Consider the following 17,705-nt stretch of genomic DNA (forward strand, 5'->3'; position numbering starts at 1 on the left):
GGAGGTACTTGTCAATGAAATTTTTATTGAGACTTTTTAAAGAATATGAAATTTCTTTGAACAAAAATTCATATAATAAGCTGAAAAAGTTTATTGATTTAATAATAAATTACCCTGTTAATCTTACTGCAATAAAAGATTTCGAGATAGCTTTTAAATCCCTAATTTTAGATAGTATATACCCTTTTATTAAATTTGCTAAATTAAAAGATAATTATAAATTTTTAGATATTGGAACAGGAGGTGGAATTCCAGGTATTCCATTATCAATAGTGTATCCAAAAATTAATTTTACACTTTTGGATAGTATAGAAAAGAAAATAAAAGGCGTAAAATTTTTTATAAACGAATTGGATTTAGAAAACGCTAATGCTATAAGTGAAAGAGTAGAAATTTTTTCAAAGAATAATTTATCTTCTTTTGATTATATTACAGCTAAAGCAGTTTCAAGAAGTGATGTTTTATTAGAATATGCTGCACCGTTATTAAAAACAGATGGACTTTTATTTCTGTATAAAGGTCCAACATATATATCTGAAGAAAGAAAATATTTAATAAAAGCTGCTGAAAAAATATATTTTGATATTGTAGAGGAACATTATTACAGACTTTTTGAAAAAGATAGAGTATTTATTATATTGAAAAAAACGGGGGAAACTCCGTCTACTTTTCCAAGAAAAATTGGTATGGCGCTAAAAAAACCTTTGGGAGGTATTTGATGATAAGGCTTATTATCGATACATATCATATGGGTTCATGGAATATGGCATGTGACCTTTCTATTGCTAAACATGTAGGAAAGGGAATACAACCAACAACGATAAGATTATATGGTTGGACATTACCAACTTTATCGCTTGGAAGGTTTCAAAAAATAGAGGATATAGATATAGATTATTTGAGAAATAACAATATAGATATTGTCAGAAGGCCAACAGGCGGAAGAGCAGTTTTACATAATAAAGAAATAACATATCTTTTTTCAGCGGCTACCAAACATCCGTTGCTTCCGGATAATGTAGTTGGAAGCTATAAAGTAATTGCTGAAGCTTTGAGGAAAAGTTTAGAAATTTTGAAAATACATTGTGATGTTGAAAAAAATAAAAACAAGCATCTTAATACTCCAGCATGTTATGATGCACCATCTATATATGAAATTACAGTTGATAAAAAAAAGTTTATCGGTAGTGCACAATATAGAAATGAAAATTATATTTTACAACATGGTTCTATACCATTAAGTTTTCCATTGAGAAATTATGTAAATTCATTTAAATTATCTCAGGAAAAGAAAGAAAAATTATATAATCACCTGGAAAAAAAAGTCATTGATATAAAAAGTATTTTAAATAAAGAAATTTCTTTTGAAGAACTAGCTGAAGCATTAAAATACGGTTTTGGAAAGGAATTTAATGAAGATGTATTTATTGGTGAACTTTCACAATCTGAATATGACCTTACAAAAAAACTTGTAAAAAAATTTGAAATTGATATCGATACACTTTAGGGATGGAGACCATCCCTAATTTTATTTAGTTTTTCTATTTTAATATAAAATGCTTTTTTTGTTAAACAATAATGTTAGTAATAGTAACATTAATGATTTATCATTTTCTCAATATTATAAAATTGTAGGGAGGGAGAGACATGAAAGTTACTGATTTAATTAGAAAAGCTGCTAAAAAATTAGAGACTCCATTTTTAGTATTGGATATAGAACAGGTTAAAAAAAATTATTTAAGATTAAAAGATTCAATGAAAAATGTGGAAATATTTTATGCAGTTAAAGCAAATTCTCATATTGAAATATTAAAAGTTTTAAGGGATTTAGGGTCTTCTTTTGATGTTGCATCAGTTGGAGAAATTAATAAATTATTATCTCTTGGAATATCGCCAAAAAAAATGAGTTTTGGAAATCCAATAAAAAAAGAAAAAGATATAGCTTATGCATGGGAAGTTGGAATTGAATATTTTTCTGTTGATAGTGAAATGGAGGTAGAAAAGGTTGCAAGAAATGCTCCGGGCTCAAAAGTATACGCAAGGATTGCAACAAGTTCTTCTGATAGTGATTGGCCATTGTCCGGAAAGTTTGGAACGGATATAGATCATGTTATTTCTATTTTAAATTGGGCAAATAGACATGGATTAAAGCCCTTTGGAGTAAGTTTTCATGTTGGTTCTCAATCTTATAATAAATATAAATGGCAAGAAGCTATTTTAGAGTCGAGTGTTGTTTTTAATAAACTTTTGAAAAATGGAATTGAATTAAAAATGCTAAATTTAGGTGGAGGAATACCTGTTAAACATACAAAACCAATTCCAACAGTTGAAGAAATTGGAGAGGTTGTTGAAGACTCCATAAGGGAATATTTATGGAAACACAAGAATTTAATGATAGTTTCTGAACCAGGAAGATCTATGGTGGGAGATGCAGGAATTTTAGTTTCAAGAGTTATATTAAAAAGCAGAAAAGGAAGTAAAAAATGGATATATTTAGATGTTGGTGTGTTTCATGGATTGATGGAAACTATAGAAAATTTTCAGTATGAAATTCAGGTTGAAGGTAAAAATCATGGTAATAAAGATGTTTTTACAATAGCAGGGCCAACATGTGATAGTGTGGACACAATTTATGAGGATACATTATTGCCATCAGATATTGATTATAATGATATTGTTTATTTTATAAATTCAGGTGCATATACAGTTGAATATTCTTCATATTTTAATGGTATAGAACCTCCAAAAGTTTATACACTTGATGAATTAAAAGAAATTTTAAAAGATTGAGGAATTATATAATAAAATTTTATCGAAGTTATAAATATAAAATTTGCAAGTATTGATCTCGTTCAGACGATCATTTATTTATCTGATAAAATTATAATAAAAAACTTTGGAGTCAATTATTAGGTACAAAATATTTCTCAAAATAATATATCGTTCAAGCGGTGAAATTTCTAATCTTCAAAATTTTTCATTCTCGCCGGTCGCTCAGACTCGCATTCATGCTCGGCTTTGCTCAAAATCACATCCATGTGATTTTGACCGGCAACATTCAAAATTTTTTCAGGAAATTTCAAGCTTTCTCTCATATTATTTTTTGAAATATTTTGTTATTAGTTCTAAAAAAATATGATAGTCATAAAAATTATTTATAATTGTTTGTAAATTTTATGTATTATAAATTATATATGATTAATAATAATAACGAATTATAATCTGAGAAAAGGCTTGAAAATTCCCGAGTTAAATATTTGCGTGAGCTGTCAAAAAAACAGGACGTTTTTTTGAGCGAAACCATTGCATGGATGCAATGTTTGAGCGACAGCGGTAAGCAAATATTTAATGAGGATTAAGAATTTTCACCGCCTGGCCGAAGATTGTGATTCGTTATTATTATTTCCTATTTATTCCGATAAAATTATAATTACTTGAAAAAACATTTGAATTTGAAATTGTTTATTCTGTAATATACCTCTGATATAATAACAAAAAGAGGTGATTTTATGGTCAGAAAAGACGCGTATTTATTATTGCGTGAATTTGATAAAAAGCATTATATTCCACAAAAATCTTTTGATTATTTTACTAAAATTTATTCAAATCAGGATATGGCGTTATTAAAAAATCTTGTATGGGGAACTATAAGGAATCTTGTGAAAATAGACTTTTATTTAAAAAAACTGATTAAAAATTATAAAAATATTCCACCTGCTTCTAAATGGATATTGAGATTAGGGGCATATCAAATTCTAAATGGTTTTAAGCCTTATGTTGCTGTAAATGAAACGGTTAAAGTTGCGAAAAATAGAAAAGTTAGAGGATTGGTTAATGCTACGCTTAAAAATCTTATGAGGAAAAAAGATGATTATATTTTGCCTCCATGGATAGAATTTTCAATTCCAAAATGGATATATGACTATATGAACGAACACTTTCCGGAAGATTATGTCAACGCATTCTTGAAAAAAAGTTATTCAATTAATCCACTTACCTTAAGGACAAATACATTAAAAATTTCTCGAGATGATCTTATAAAAAATTTATCAGAATACTCCATTAAACCAACAATTCATTCTCCTTTTGGAGTTATTATTGAAAATCCAAAATTTCCAATTGAAAGTACAAAAGAATATTTAAAGGGTTATTTTTATATTCAGCATGAAAGTTCTCAAATTATTCCATTAATTTTAAACCCTCATCCAGGTGAAGCTGTCCTGGACATGTGTGCGGCTCCTGGAGGAAAGACAACAGAACTGGCACAGTTGATAGATAATAAAGGAGAGATTGTAGCTTTAGATATCGATATTGATAGGCTGGAACTTATTGAAGCAAATATTCAAAGATTGGGAATTAATATAATTAAAACAAAATTAATATCCGGCATTGAATATAATGAAGAAAAATATGATAAAATACTTATTGATGCACCGTGTTCTTCTTTAGGGACGGCTTCAATTCATCCTGAAGTCTTTCATAGAATTACAAATAAAGATTTTATTAAATATTCAGATGTTCAGATAAAATTATTGGAAAATGCTATTAGTAACTTGATTAAAAACAATGGAGAAATTGTATATTCTACATGTACAATTTCGATAGAAGAGAATACGAAAATTATGAAATATATATTCGAAAAGTTTTCGAATATAAGCTTTGAAGAAATTGATTTGAATAAATATAATATAAAAAATTATTATGATGGTTTTGGATATTATTTTTATCCTGATGATACATTAATACCATTTTATGTGGCAAAAATTAAAATAAAAGAAAGGGGTTAAACATGAAAGTTGCGATAATAACCACCGGTGGAACTATTGCTATGGTTCATGACCCTTTATTGGGGGTAATACCTTCTGAAGAAAGAAATAAACATTTAAACGAAATCCCTGAATTAAAAAAGATTGCTGAAACTGAATTAATTGAATTTACCAATATACCAAGTCCGCATATGACACCAAAAATTATGTTTGAACTTTCAAAATTTATAAAAAAAGTTATTTCTCGCAAAGATATTAATGGTGTTGTTATAACTCATGGAACTGATACTCTTGAAGAAACCGCATATTTTTTAGATTTAGTTTTGAATGAAAGGAAACCTGTTGTATTAACAGCTGCTATGAGAAATTGGAATGAACCAAGTACAGATGGACCAGCGAATTTAATTTCTTCTGTGCGAGTCGCATCATCTAAAAAAGCTATGAATAAAGGAGTTCTTGTGTGTTTAAATGACGAAATTCATTCTGCCAGAGAAGTAACAAAAACTTATACAAGTAATGTGGCAACCTTTGACTCTCCAGGGTATGGGCCTCTGGGTATTGTTGACGAAGATGCTGTAATATTTTATAGAGAATCACTTTTAAGAATGCATATTGATGCCAATGATGTGGAGGATAAAGTTGCTTTAATTAAAACGTATACAGGTGATGATGGAGCAATTTTGAAAGTTTTACCTGATCTTGAGTTTAAAGGAGTAGTTATTGAAGGTTTTGGAAGAGGAAATGTTCCTCCAAAAGTTGCTGATAAAATAGAATGGCTGGTTAAGGAAAAAAAGATACCTGTTATTGTTGTTTCAAGATGTTTTAAAGGAAGAGTTTTAGGCGTATATGGGTATCATGGTGGAGGAGCTGATTTGAAAAATAAAGGCGCAATACTCGGAAATGAAGTTTCAGGACAAAAAGCAAGAATAAAATTGACAGTAGCTCTTGGGGTTACGAACGAAATTGAAGAATTAAGAAAATATTTTGAACTTAATGGAGTTGATTAAAATGAAATTAAGCCCTAATTTAAAAGGTGCTTTATTTTCTGCGGTTTATTTTATAATATTTATAAGTATAGCGTTCATTTCAAGAGATGTTTTTGCAATTATAATCTTTACTATAGGTTTTGTTCTGGCTATAAATCTTATAGCCAAGGGATTGAATCGTTTGAAAATTCCAATGAAAATTGCAAATATTCTAGCGCTTATTAGTTCTTTATTCTTTTTATATTTATTACTTGTGTTGTTAATACCAACAGTAATTAAAGAAATTAGCAATTTTGTCGTTTTTTTAAATGACTTTTTTCAAAAAGCGCAATGGAAAGTATTGTTGCAAAATCAACCAGAAAATATTGTTGATAATATAGAAAATTTTATGAATTCACTACAACCTAAGTTAATAGAGTTATTATCTAATTTTATTGAATTGATTCCAACATATGGTCAAAGAGCTTTCACTTTTTTGTTTTTCTTAACTATCGGAACTATATATTTTAGTTTTTATTTTGAGTCATTTAAAGAAAAATTACAGTATCTTTATCCGAAATCTTTGAGAAAAACAGCAAATGAGTTTTACAATGAAACGTTTAATCAGATTGAACATTATGTTGTTGCTACGCTATTAGCTTCAGCCTTTGTTGGTGTTTCAGCCTTTTTAGCAATGTCTTTTTTAGGGATTAAATATCAGTTATTACTGAGTTTTTGGGCAGCTGTTACAAATTTTATTCCTGTTATAGGCGTTGTTTTAGAATTTATTCCTATGATTATAGTCGGAGTTTCAAGTGGATTAACAACTATGTTATTATTTTTGCTTATAATGTCTGTTATACATGGTATAGCATTTATTATATTTATTTCAATAATGAAAGATTATGGTCGAATTAATCCAGTTATTACTATTTTTTCATTATTAATATTGGGTTCAATTATAAGCCTAACAGGGGCCTTAATTGCTGTACCGACAGCTATGATAATAAAGGTTTTCTGGCAAATTTATATAAAACCAGAACTTGAAAGGGGCTAAAATGAAAAAAACTTTTGTTTCTTTTTTTCTAGTGTTATCGATTATACTTTTTTCTATTTCTATTGAAGATATTAAAAATCTTTCAAAAATGCCAGATACTTTAAATCAAGCATGGGGTGAATTCATTAAATATATTGCAGAAAACCCTGATGACCCTGCTATTGGTGTGCTTGGAGAAGTTTTATCTGCAAAAAAGTATTTTTATAAAAATTATAAAAATGCTCCATTTTTTGAAGCACTAATTCAAGAAAATTTTAATAAATTTTGTGGTTCTTTAGGTTTATACAATAACATATTAAATGAAGATGAAACGGGATTAATTCTAAAAATTTTTCCACAAATACCTTTAATTGTTAAAAGAACTTTAGAAACAGGGATTATGGAGTTAAATTCTTATAAGAATTTATATAAATTAGAAGGTCTTGAGAAATATATAACCCCTTTTTCTTATGAGGGTTTTTTACAAATTCTGGTTGATAAATCAATAAAATCCCCAGTTTTTTTAGATAAAGATATGGAAAACTTTATAGTTAAATTTGTTCCAAAGTCTAAAATTCGGGATATTAACAATATATTGAATAATTCAACATATTTTTTAGACGAAAACAATTATATGGGAGCATTTAAACTATTGAGTTTTTTGAAAGAACAGGGGGTAATAAGCGCAAATGAATTGCAAACATATTCATTATTAAAAAAATATTTTGATTTAAAAACAAAAATAGGGGAACTGTCTTCTAATATATATATAATTTCACCAGAAGAATTGTTAGATTTTACATTAAATGTTTTAGATATAGTCGATCAAACGGTAAATTTGAATATAGAAAAAAATACGTTATATACATTATTAGAAGGAGTTATCAAAACCATACGTATAAGAATTGAAAGTTCAAATAAGATAATATTTAAAAGTATTCCAGATAAATTAGATGATTTAATTGAAAAATCACCGTCTAATATAAGTAAAGAACTCACAAATTTGAAAAAAATAATATTAAATTCAACTTTACAAAATACAAAAGAGCAAAAGACATCAGATATTTCCACTTCGAGTAAGGCAACATCTGCTGAAAAGGGAGAAAGTAAAGGTTTTATTATTTATCCAGCTATAGTTATTATTTTGATAATATTGCTTGTATTATATATTCCCTATAATGTTGTTTCATATAAAAGTGTTGAATTTTATATGAATTTGAAAATGTATAAAGTTGCATTAAAAGTAGTTGAAAAAATATTGATTAAAAATCCAGATGATTATAAAGCTTATATATTAATGGCCCGAATCTTAGAAGAATTAAATGAAATAGATAAAGCAATGATTGCTTATAAAACAGCGCATAACAAAAGAAAAAATCATGATTTAAAATAGTAATCCAAAATCAGATGGATAAAAAATCCGGTAGTTAAAGATAAAGCAATGAATAAAGTTTTATAATCAACAGAATAATAATTTGAAGTTTTAAGAAAATATAATATTATTCCAGTCAAAATTCCAGTAAATGGGCTATGCCATTTTCCTCTATGTTTAGTAATATGATTGAATAAAATACCGAAAATCCATCCAAGTATAATTCCTATTATAATATATATTGTTTTTATTAAATAAAGATTTATTGAAAGAAAGGAAAGAAAATTATAATATTTTTCTATCTTGAATATAGAATAAATTCCTGCTCCAATTAACAATATTCTGAATACTTTGTTTATCAACGACATATTATGGTCGACATCGGGCAAATCTGAACCCAATACAAAGAAAAAAAATGCTGTTAAAATTAATGTATCGTTTTGATAAAACTCAATGTTAAAAAAATTCATAATTGCTGAATATAATAAAAAATAAACTGGATAAAATAAAATTCCGGTTATTATATGTGTTTTAAAATTTGGCATACATTATTCTCCTTTCAGGTGGTGATATTTTGAATATATTAGGTATAGATGCTTCCAATAAAGGTGTTTTGATTGTATTGAAAAAAGATGATTCTATATATTATAAAGAAAATTTCGAAAAAAATTCCGGCAGTTATATTATTTCAATGATAAATTCAGTTTTAAAAGAAAATTATATATGCATAGATGATATAGATTTATTTGGTTGTACAATAGGGCCAGGATCATTTACAGGTATAAGAATCTCAATAGCATCAATACAGGGATTGCTCTTCAGGAAAAAGAAAAAGGTTGTTCCTCTTATTTCAACAGATTTGCTGTATAGTAGTTATAATACGAATAACAATTCATCTCAACAGATAGCAATCTTAAAAAGGGCTCGTGTCGATGCTGCGTATGTAAATATATTTGAAAATAATAAAAGTACTTTTGGACCAGAACTTGTTCATTTGGATGATTTAACGGCTCTATTGAAAAAAGATACAATTTTATTAGGTGAAGAGAGTTTATATTTCAAAGAAAAATTAAATCTGGATAACCGGGTAGAAATTGCGAATATATCTCCTAAATCTTTTGTAAATTATATTGAAAAAAATAGAGAATTATCAGTCTTACCAGAAGATCTTAAAGTTTTGTATCTTCAAAAACCACTTGCAGTTGAAAATTTTGAAAAAAAGAATAATGTAAATATAAATAAAGATATTTATAACTAAAAATAATTATAATATCTAATTAAAAATAGCCCTGAGGGCTATTTTTTTTCAAATAATTTCTTTACCTGGGAAATATCTTTAACCTTTGTAGCTGAAATATTTTCTTCTATAATACTTTTGTATACTTCTTCCCTATATATTTTGAAATCTTTTGGACCTTCAAATCCCAATTTTATAACCGATCCTTCGATGGATAAAACCTTTAACTTTAAAATTTTATCTTCTATCATTATAGTAATACCTTCATTATTTTTTCTTGATAAGACTAACATAATCATGCACCCCTTTCATTATCAGGTGCTTGTTTTTTGACAATTTCATTGCTTCTTTCTATTTCTTCTTTTACATTATGTTTTAGATGATATAGTTCGTTATCCAAAATAATTTGAATACCTTTGTTGTTTACTTTAGATATTACTATAGGTGCTTTTAGATTTACGGTAATATTATCAGGGTCTCCATGAGGAATTGTCATTATTGAAAAGATTTTAACATCTTCTGGATTATTTATATTTAAATATTCGACTAAGTCTTTTGATAATTCAAATGAATAATCCGCTCTAACCAATATTGGATCTATTATAGGGAAGGTTATATCAGGATTTTCCAATGAAATTAACCATTGTATAGGAAATGTATCCTTTGAAAAATAAACGTAGAACTCCTTTAAATTTTCAAACCCTGGAATTCCATTTTCAAAGGTGATTATTTCGTCATCAGAAATTTCCAATTCACCAAATTTGGTATTGAAATTTTTTGTTTTTTTAGATATTTTAGAAACTTCTTTTATCTGTTTTTCAAGAATTTGCTGACTTATTATAATTTCATCTCGTATAATATGTTTCAAAGATAATTCCTCATTGTCTAAAATATATTGTATTCCTTTATTTGTTTTTTTAGAAATAATTAAAGGTGCTTTTAGATTTACAGTAGCGTTTTCCGGATTTTCATGAGGTATTGTCATTATTGCAAAAACTGCGGCATCATTTATATTTTCTATATCTAATTTTTTAGCTATTTCAATAGGAAGTTGAACCTGATAGTCTATTTTTATTAATTTAGGTTCAATAATAGGAAAAGATACAAGTTCATCTTCTAAAGATAATAACCACATTATAGGATATGTTTCTGGAAAGGTAAATATAACAAATTTTTTCAAATTTTCAAATCCGGGAATACCATCTTCAAAATAAATGATTTCATTATCTTCTACCTCGATTTCACCAATTCGAGTATTATATGTTTTTAATGCCACTTTTGATCTCCTCCCTATCTAATAAAGTCCACAAGGGACTGTGGTAATATTTGTGCAGTTGTTTTTAATGCTGCCTGCAAAGTTGTTTGTTCCAGAGATAAATCACTTAATGCTTTTGGTAAATCTGTTCCTATTAATTCGTTTATAATATCTGTATTGTTGTCTACAACCTTTTCAAATCTATTTTTCATAGATTCCAGCATATTATCAACACTTCCTACTCTGGCAAGATTGGCATTTACTTTATTCAGTATATTATCAAGTGATCCAAGATCGCGTTCTATATCATCATTATTTCCTTTTTCTACGGAATTTATAAGTCTATCCAATATACCAAATACAGTTTCACCCGAATCTGTTTTAAAAACATCATAAACTGTTACGCCATATTCTATGTCTATATGTTCAATAGGAAGTTTGGCTCTTATATTCGCTTCCTGAGGAATATTAATAACTACACTTTCATTTTCTTTTCTAACAGGAGGAACATTAGTTTTTGCACCACCGAAAATATACTTTCCTCCAATTTGTGTATTGGCGAGTTTATAAAGATGTTCTTTTAATTGTTTTAATTCAAGAGCAATATGATTTCTATCTTCAACAGTTTGCGTGTCATTGGCAGCCTGAACGGTTAATTCTTTTATACGATGATTGACATTTTGCATTTCCTGTAATGCTGTATCGTAATAAACAAGTACTGAACGTGTGTTTTTTATATCATCTATGTATTCATTTAGTAATCTATTTCGACTCATTAAATAACTCGATTTTCCAGCTTTTGTTGGATCATCGGATGGTCTATTTACAGTTTTACCTGTACTTATTTGCTCACTTAATTCTTCTCTTCTTATATAAGAATTCCTTATATTTTTTAAAGCATTATTTGCTATCATGCTTTGAGTAATTCTCATAAAATCACCTCATCAATCCATTAATTATTCTGTCTAGCATTCCGTCAACAACATTAATTACTTTAGCTGCAGCATTAAAAGCCTGTTGATATTTTATCATATTTGTCATTTCTTCATCCAGAGAAACACCTTTTACGCTCTCACGTTGATTTAAAAATTCTGTTCTTAAACTATCGCTATTTATTTCCATTCTTTTAGCTTTTTCTCCTGATAATCCAACATCTGTTATCATATCTGAAATATAATCATCAAAATCATGTCTTCCATCTGAAAAAATCTTTACGCTTTTTAATAAATATCCATCTTCCCAGAGAGTTGATGAATGCTCACCTGATGGAATAACGGTATCGATATCACCATCATTATCTGAATCTATTCTTTTACCTAAATCCATAGCCAGCATATCAGGATTGTTCAATAAATAATCTTTAACCTTTAGGTTTTTAGCCATATCCACACCATTGCCCAAAATGAATTTAGACGTGTATTTTAATTTATCTTCAAGCGTATTAGTACTGAAATCTGGGTTTAGTAAGGTGAAGTTTTCTGAATAATCCTGTGAATTTTCATGTTTCCATAATCCAAGCAATTCGAATAATCTTTCGGGACCCTTAATTTCTGCATTTTTTAAATCATAATTAAGTGTTTTATCCGCTTTTAAAACAAATCTTCCACCCGGTGTATAAAATGCCAGAACACCTGTATTTGTATTGTTTATTTTTTCTGTTAAACTCTGTAAAGAGTCTCTATGAAAATCTATTTGAACCTTTTTTCCCTGAATAGAAATAAAAGAACCAAAATCAAGAAAATTCATTCTCCATTTTAAATTTTTATCAGATTTTAGAGTCAATTTAGCACTTTGAGTATCTGTTGCCCATCCCTGAGATACTAATTTATTTGCTGCAGAATTTTCGTCATAATAGAAATTTTCTAACTTTATTGAATTTGAACCTATTTTTATTTCTATACTATCAATGTTGTTCCAGCTAAACGTATTGCCATCAGCACCAGGTAATATTTCGAATTCTTCTCCATTTTGTATTATCTGAAATTCATTATTTGTGCCTATAGTGCTATTGTTTAAAGAGTTTTTTTGTATAGTAGTTGCGAATTGTGGAGTAGAATCTTTATAATTTATTGTTATATTTACATTATCTGTCGGTTGATAAGAGGATAAATCAAAACTTTTTGTTTTATATGCATATAAGCCAAATGAATTTTTAAGAGAATTTTGAGATGCATCCAGTACAGATAAATCAACTGAATTGGAATTCATTTCATGTAGCATTCCATTTGGATCGTCTATAATCACATTTTTCATATCTGTATAAGCTTTATCTGTTGGTACTATATATAATTCGTTATTTCTAACAAAAGCTCTTACCAGTTTTAATCCACCATCAGTATTACCATCACCATCAGAATCTGTGTTTATCCTTTGAGCTATATCGTTTAATGAAGTTACGCCTGTTAAATCAAGAGTTTCAGAATAATTTCCCGGTCCTTTAAATGTCATTATTCCCTGAGTATTTGATGTTGGGATATCTGTCCATTTTAAAGCTTCAATATCTTTCGTCGGAAGTCCCAGTTGTTTGAAAACATTTCTATTAAAATCTATTATTAACCTATTATCGAGAGAGGCTCCTCCTTCATTTGAAAAAGTTAATAATCCACCATTTTGAGTGCTATATTTGTAATTAAAATCGGCTCTGAATTTATTTCCGGTATTTAAACTATCAAGGGTTTCTCCACTATTTATTGTAGCTGTATAATCAGTATTATCTTCAAACCCATTTTCTATATTTATTAACTCACCAGAGCCAATATCGAAATTAACCTTTATGTTGTTTATTGTATTTTGATTAAATTTAATATAGCTATCAACATAATTTTTAGGCTCTCCGCTTAACAGAATATTTCCCGCTATTCTTCTTAATTTATCTGTACTAAGATTTCCTGATTGTATTTCTTCAAAAAAATTCATACCTTTTATTGTTCCAGTTAAATCATAACCTTCTTCATGTATTAGATTTAATGTATCATAAAAAGTTGCCGCTAATTCATTTAATCTATTTAATTGACTGTTTATAACGTTATCTCTTAATTCGAATGTAGCTCCTAATGTTCCGCTTTTTACATCTATTTTCCCATTATCCACAAAAATATAATTTTTATCGTTAATTTCTTTAATTTTTAATTTTTTATATATACTTCCATTCAGTATTTCATGATTTTTTAGAAAAATATTTATTTGTCCATCCTTTTTCTCTTTAAAGGTAAAGTTTAGCTTTTCTGATAAATCATCAAGCAATTTATCTCTTTTATCAAGTAAATCATTAGCTTCTATATTTTGTGCTTTTAATTCTTTTATTTGACTATTTAAATTGGATAATTCTTTGAGTTTTGAATTTATTTCTTTTGTTATAGTATTAATATCATTATTTAAATTTTGTTGAATATTTTCTATATCTGAGTATAAACTATTCATTTTATTTGATAATTCCTGAGCTTTATATATAAGTTCTCTTTTATTTTCCGGAACTGTTGGTTCGGATAATATTTTATGAATTGATCCCCAGAATTCATCAAATGATTTTCTAAATCCATCTTCTGAAGGCTCGTTATAAAGAGATTGTATATAATTTAAATTTGAATTCATTGTTTTCCAATATCCATAGTCACTATTGTATTTTCTATATTGAACATCAAGAAATTTATCCCGTACTCTTTCTATTGATTCTATTTTAGAGCCTGTTCCAAGCTCAAATCCACCATAATTAATGGTGGTATTTGTAGAAATATTAACCTGTCTTCTTGAGTAGTCAGGATTGTTCACGTTGGCAATATTTTGTGATACAACATTCATAGCTCTTTTATTTGAGAAAATTCCCGACATTCCTGTGTGTAAAGTATTAAATAATGACATAAAACCACCTCAACCTTGCCAATTAGCCCCGCTATTTGGTATTAGATTCTTATATCCACCATTTTTGTTATAAACGGGTATATTATTAGGTTCTTTATATAATTTTATTAATATATCGTTGTATTCCAGTTTGGTCTTTAATAATTCTTTTAACGTTTCATTTGTGCTGGAAATATCAAGAAGAATTTCAGACATTTTCTTTAGTTCATCTGATACTTCTCTGTCTGTTTTAGAAAAAAAATCAATAAATGCATTTAAAGTGTTTTTTAAATTGTACATTTTTGATGTTTCTTCAAATATTCTAATTCTTTGTTTTTCTAATTTTGATAATTCCAGAGCCTTTTCGCTTATTTTAGATAAATGGTAATTCAATGATTTAACATCTTCATTATTTAAAATCCCATTTTTTAATTTTTCCATAAAATAAAAAAGATCCACGAGGATATTCAACTCCTCGTGGATTATTTGTTTTATATTAATATCTGGCATATTAGTACCCTCCAAGCATTTTTTCAGCTATTTTATCAGCGTCTATTTTATATAATCCCTTCTCAATGGCCTGGCGCAACTCATCCACGAGGTTTTCCCTTATTTCAGGGATATCATTCCTGGCCATTTCTATATATTTTTTTGAAGAGCCGTCAACTGATACCTTTACAGGAGAATTATCCTGGTTTATTATTCTACTTTCATTGGAGGTTTTCCCTATTTTATTTTCTCTTTTTATCGTTTCGTTTTTTACATATTGCTGATATACGCTGTTCAGTTTATTTATATCCATAATTACACCTCCGAAATAATCCTAGTCATAATATATATCGTCGAAAAAATGCCAGATATTAATATTAAATTCTTACTTGAATATTCAATTTATCATGTAATTCCTCTATTGTTTTTTTAGCAATTACATTTACTTCATCGTCTGTTAGAGTTCTATCTTTAGCTCTGTATGTAACAGTTATTGTTAAACTTAATTTTCCTTCATCTATATTTTTCCCCTTATATATATCAAAAATTTTAATTTCCTCAACTAATTTTTTTCCAGTTTTTAATATAATATTTTTTATGTCTAAAAAAGTAATTTTATTGTCAATTAATATTGAGTAATCTCTTCGCATGGATGGATATTCAGTTAATACAACCTTATTTTTTTTCATATGTTTGAATTTATATAATTTTTCTATATCTATTTCTGAAATATAAACAGGTTGATTTATATCATATATATCTTTAGCTATATCGTTGTCAATTTTTCCAATAAACCCAATATATTCACCCTTAATATAAATATTTGCACTTTGTGAATAAGACAAACCTTCTATATTCTCTCTTTTAAATTCAGCTTCAATTCCAAAATATTCGAATAAATTATCCAGAGAACCTTTAAATGTATAAAAAGAAATATATCTTTTATCGGTATAATCATAAGGATTTTCTTCTCCGATAGCAATAAAAGCCAGTTTTTCAACTTCTTTTACACCAGTTTCGCTACTTTCATCTTTTAAGAAGTTTTTTCCTATTTCAAATAATTTAATATTTCTATTTTGGTTTCTGAAATTGTAAGATGCGGATTCTAAAATACCATATACGAGTAAAGATCGCATGGTTCCTAATTCTGAGGATATTGGATTTTTTAAAAATACTTCTCCTTTTTTTAACCACATTCTTGAGTTATCCATAAATGCGAATGTGAAAGCTTCATTAAAACCATTTAATCTCATTATTTCTGATAATTTTTCTCTGAAGTGTATATAATTTGAAACTCCGCCAACTAAATTATTAATTGGTAGTTGCGATGGAATATTGTGGTATCCATAAATTCTTCCTATTTCTTCAATAAGGTCTATTTCTTCTGTAATATCAGGTCTTTTTGTTGGAATAGTTACATTAAAACCTTTATTATCTTTTTCTGAATCAAATCCCAATCTATTTAAAATATTGTTTATATCTTCATCAGCGATAGAAATCCCTAATCTTTCTTCAAGATAGGTTTTTCTTATGTATACTTTCTTTTTATTTATTTTTTCAGGATATATATCTGTCATAACTGATTTTACTTCCCCATTAGCTAATTTTTGAATTAGATAAGCTAATCGTCCCATCACAAATTCTGTATCATTTGGATCTACGCCTCTTTCAAATCTATACGAAGAATCAGAAGATATTTTATGATACCTTGCGCTTTTTCTTATATTTACAGGATCAAAATAAGCAACTTCCAATAAAATTCTTTTTGTATTTTCATTAATACCTGAATCCTGGCCTCCCATAATTCCACCTAATGCCAATATTTTTTCGCCATCTGTAATTAAAGTTTCTGTTCCATTCATTTCGTATTCTTTTTCATCAAGTAATACAATTTTTTCACCTTTATTTGCTTTTCTAACAATGATTTTTTCACCTATTAAATCTAAATCAAATGCGTGTACGGGATGTCCTGTTTCAAGCAAAACATAATTGGTTATATCAACTATATTGTTAATACTTCTAATACCAGCTGTTGCTAATTTTTTTACCAGCCATGAGGGTGATGGTTTCACTTCAACATTTTCCATAACTAATGCAGCATACCTTTTACATCCATCATATTCGATATGTACAGGAAACCCATTTCCTTTTTCCAAATTTAAAATTTCTGGATATCCAAAATTTTTTGCTACATTTATAGCTATGAATTCATTAGCAACACCAAAATAGGACAACAAATCTGGTCTATTTGGAAAAACTTCTATATCTATTATATCATCTTTTAATTTCAAATAATTTATAAAATCTGTTCCTGGTTCTATGTTTTCAGGTATTTTATAAACATATTCAGATTTTTCTTCTAAACCTAATTCTTCTAAAGAACACATCATCCCTTCAGACATTATACCTCTCATTTTCCTTGATTTAATTTTAAAATTTCCTGCCAGTATAGCACCATCTATAGCTACAGGTACTAAATCATTTACCTTTACTGATTTATCAGCTGTTAATATTTGCAATAATTTATCTCCAACATCTACTTTACAAATTATTATTCTATCAGCATTTGGATGATTTTCAATTTCTAAAACTTTTCCAACAATTACTCCTTTAATGCCGTTACCTAATGTTTCAACACCTTCAACATTTGTAGAATGTAACTTAATTTTATCTACCAGTTCATTGGTATCAACCGTTAAATCTATATATTCAGAAAGCCAATTTCTTGATATTTTCACTGCAAATTCC

16 protein-coding genes are annotated in these 17,705 nt (G+C 27.7%); 8 read left to right on the forward strand and 8 right to left on the reverse strand.

Annotation, left to right across the window (positions count from 1 at the left end; translation table 11 throughout):
* Positions 1 to 14: 14 nt before the first annotated feature.
* From rsmG to XO12_RS04855, 7 genes are all read left to right on the forward strand, one after another.
* Entirely contained in the window at positions 15 to 719 is a 705-nt protein-coding gene (rsmG, locus tag XO12_RS04825) for a 16S rRNA (guanine(527)-N(7))-methyltransferase RsmG (RefSeq protein ID WP_175419768.1), read from the forward strand.
* On the forward strand, positions 719 to 1,507 hold the full coding sequence (locus XO12_RS04830; protein WP_047268257.1) for a biotin/lipoate A/B protein ligase family protein: 789 nt from the start codon (positions 719 to 721) through the stop codon (positions 1,505 to 1,507). The genes rsmG and XO12_RS04830 overlap by 1 nt, the downstream gene beginning before the upstream one ends.
* Before the next feature lie 140 nt (positions 1,508 to 1,647).
* Positions 1,648 to 2,790, forward strand: coding sequence for a type III PLP-dependent enzyme (locus tag XO12_RS04835; RefSeq protein WP_047268258.1), 1,143 nt, complete (start codon positions 1,648 to 1,650; stop codon positions 2,788 to 2,790).
* Positions 2,791 to 3,509: 719 nt separating this feature from the next.
* Positions 3,510 to 4,787 (forward strand): transcription antitermination factor NusB, encoded by a 1,278-nt coding sequence (locus XO12_RS04840; RefSeq protein WP_047266126.1) that lies wholly within the window; start codon positions 3,510 to 3,512, stop codon positions 4,785 to 4,787.
* A gap of 2 nt (positions 4,788 to 4,789) precedes the next feature.
* Positions 4,790 to 5,773 carry an asparaginase gene (locus XO12_RS04845; RefSeq protein ID WP_047266127.1) on the forward strand — a complete coding sequence of 328 codons (984 nt, stop codon included), beginning with the start codon at positions 4,790 to 4,792 and terminating at the stop codon, positions 5,771 to 5,773.
* Between the two features lies 1 nt (position 5,774).
* Entirely contained in the window at positions 5,775 to 6,788 is a 1,014-nt protein-coding gene (locus XO12_RS04850; protein ID WP_047266128.1) for an AI-2E family transporter, read from the forward strand.
* A gap of 1 nt (position 6,789) precedes the next feature.
* Positions 6,790 to 8,160 (forward strand): M48 family metallopeptidase, encoded by a 1,371-nt coding sequence (locus XO12_RS04855; protein WP_175419769.1) that lies wholly within the window; start codon positions 6,790 to 6,792, stop codon positions 8,158 to 8,160.
* Here the strand turns inward: XO12_RS04855 and XO12_RS04860 are convergent.
* Positions 8,145 to 8,684, reverse strand: coding sequence for a metal-dependent hydrolase (locus XO12_RS04860; protein WP_175419770.1), 540 nt, complete (start codon positions 8,682 to 8,684; stop codon positions 8,145 to 8,147). The genes XO12_RS04855 and XO12_RS04860 overlap by 16 nt on opposite strands.
* A gap of 29 nt (positions 8,685 to 8,713) precedes the next feature.
* Between XO12_RS04860 and tsaB the strand changes: the two genes are divergently transcribed.
* Entirely contained in the window at positions 8,714 to 9,397 is a 684-nt protein-coding gene (gene tsaB, locus XO12_RS04865) for a tRNA (adenosine(37)-N6)-threonylcarbamoyltransferase complex dimerization subunit type 1 TsaB (RefSeq protein WP_047266131.1), read from the forward strand.
* A 38-nt stretch (positions 9,398 to 9,435) separates the two neighbouring features.
* Here the strand turns inward: tsaB and XO12_RS04870 are convergent, their stop codons facing one another.
* From XO12_RS04870 to pheT, 7 genes are all read right to left on the reverse strand, one after another.
* A complete protein-coding gene (locus XO12_RS04870) occupies positions 9,436 to 9,669 on the reverse strand; it encodes a carbon storage regulator (protein ID WP_047266132.1) in 234 nt (77 codons plus the stop codon).
* 2 nt (positions 9,670 to 9,671) lie between these two features.
* Positions 9,672 to 10,652 carry a flagellar assembly protein FliW gene (fliW, locus tag XO12_RS11615; RefSeq protein WP_368493427.1) on the reverse strand — a complete coding sequence of 327 codons (981 nt, stop codon included), beginning with the start codon at positions 10,650 to 10,652 and terminating at the stop codon, positions 9,672 to 9,674.
* A 14-nt stretch (positions 10,653 to 10,666) separates the two neighbouring features.
* Positions 10,667 to 11,563 (reverse strand): flagellar hook-associated protein FlgL, encoded by an 897-nt coding sequence (gene flgL, locus XO12_RS04885; protein ID WP_175419771.1) that lies wholly within the window; start codon positions 11,561 to 11,563, stop codon positions 10,667 to 10,669.
* Positions 11,564 to 11,567: 4 nt separating this feature from the next.
* On the reverse strand, positions 11,568 to 14,489 hold the full coding sequence (gene flgK, locus XO12_RS04890; RefSeq protein ID WP_175419772.1) for a flagellar hook-associated protein FlgK: 2,922 nt from the start codon (positions 14,487 to 14,489) through the stop codon (positions 11,568 to 11,570).
* Positions 14,490 to 14,498: 9 nt separating this feature from the next.
* The gene (gene flgN / locus XO12_RS04895) at positions 14,499 to 14,978 is read right to left on the reverse strand and encodes a flagellar export chaperone FlgN (protein WP_175419773.1); all 480 of its coding nucleotides are present in this window, start codon (positions 14,976 to 14,978) and stop codon (positions 14,499 to 14,501) included.
* A gap of 1 nt (position 14,979) precedes the next feature.
* The gene (gene flgM, locus XO12_RS04900) at positions 14,980 to 15,270 is read right to left on the reverse strand and encodes a flagellar biosynthesis anti-sigma factor FlgM (RefSeq protein WP_175419774.1); all 291 of its coding nucleotides are present in this window, start codon (positions 15,268 to 15,270) and stop codon (positions 14,980 to 14,982) included.
* A 64-nt stretch (positions 15,271 to 15,334) separates the two neighbouring features.
* A complete protein-coding gene (gene pheT, locus XO12_RS04905; RefSeq protein WP_175419775.1) occupies positions 15,335 to 17,695 on the reverse strand; it encodes a phenylalanine--tRNA ligase subunit beta in 2,361 nt (786 codons plus the stop codon).
* Between the last annotated feature and the right edge of the window lie 10 nt (positions 17,696 to 17,705).

This window comes from Marinitoga sp. 1154, assembly GCF_013363285.1.
Lineage (GTDB): Bacteria > Thermotogota > Thermotogae > Petrotogales > Petrotogaceae > Marinitoga.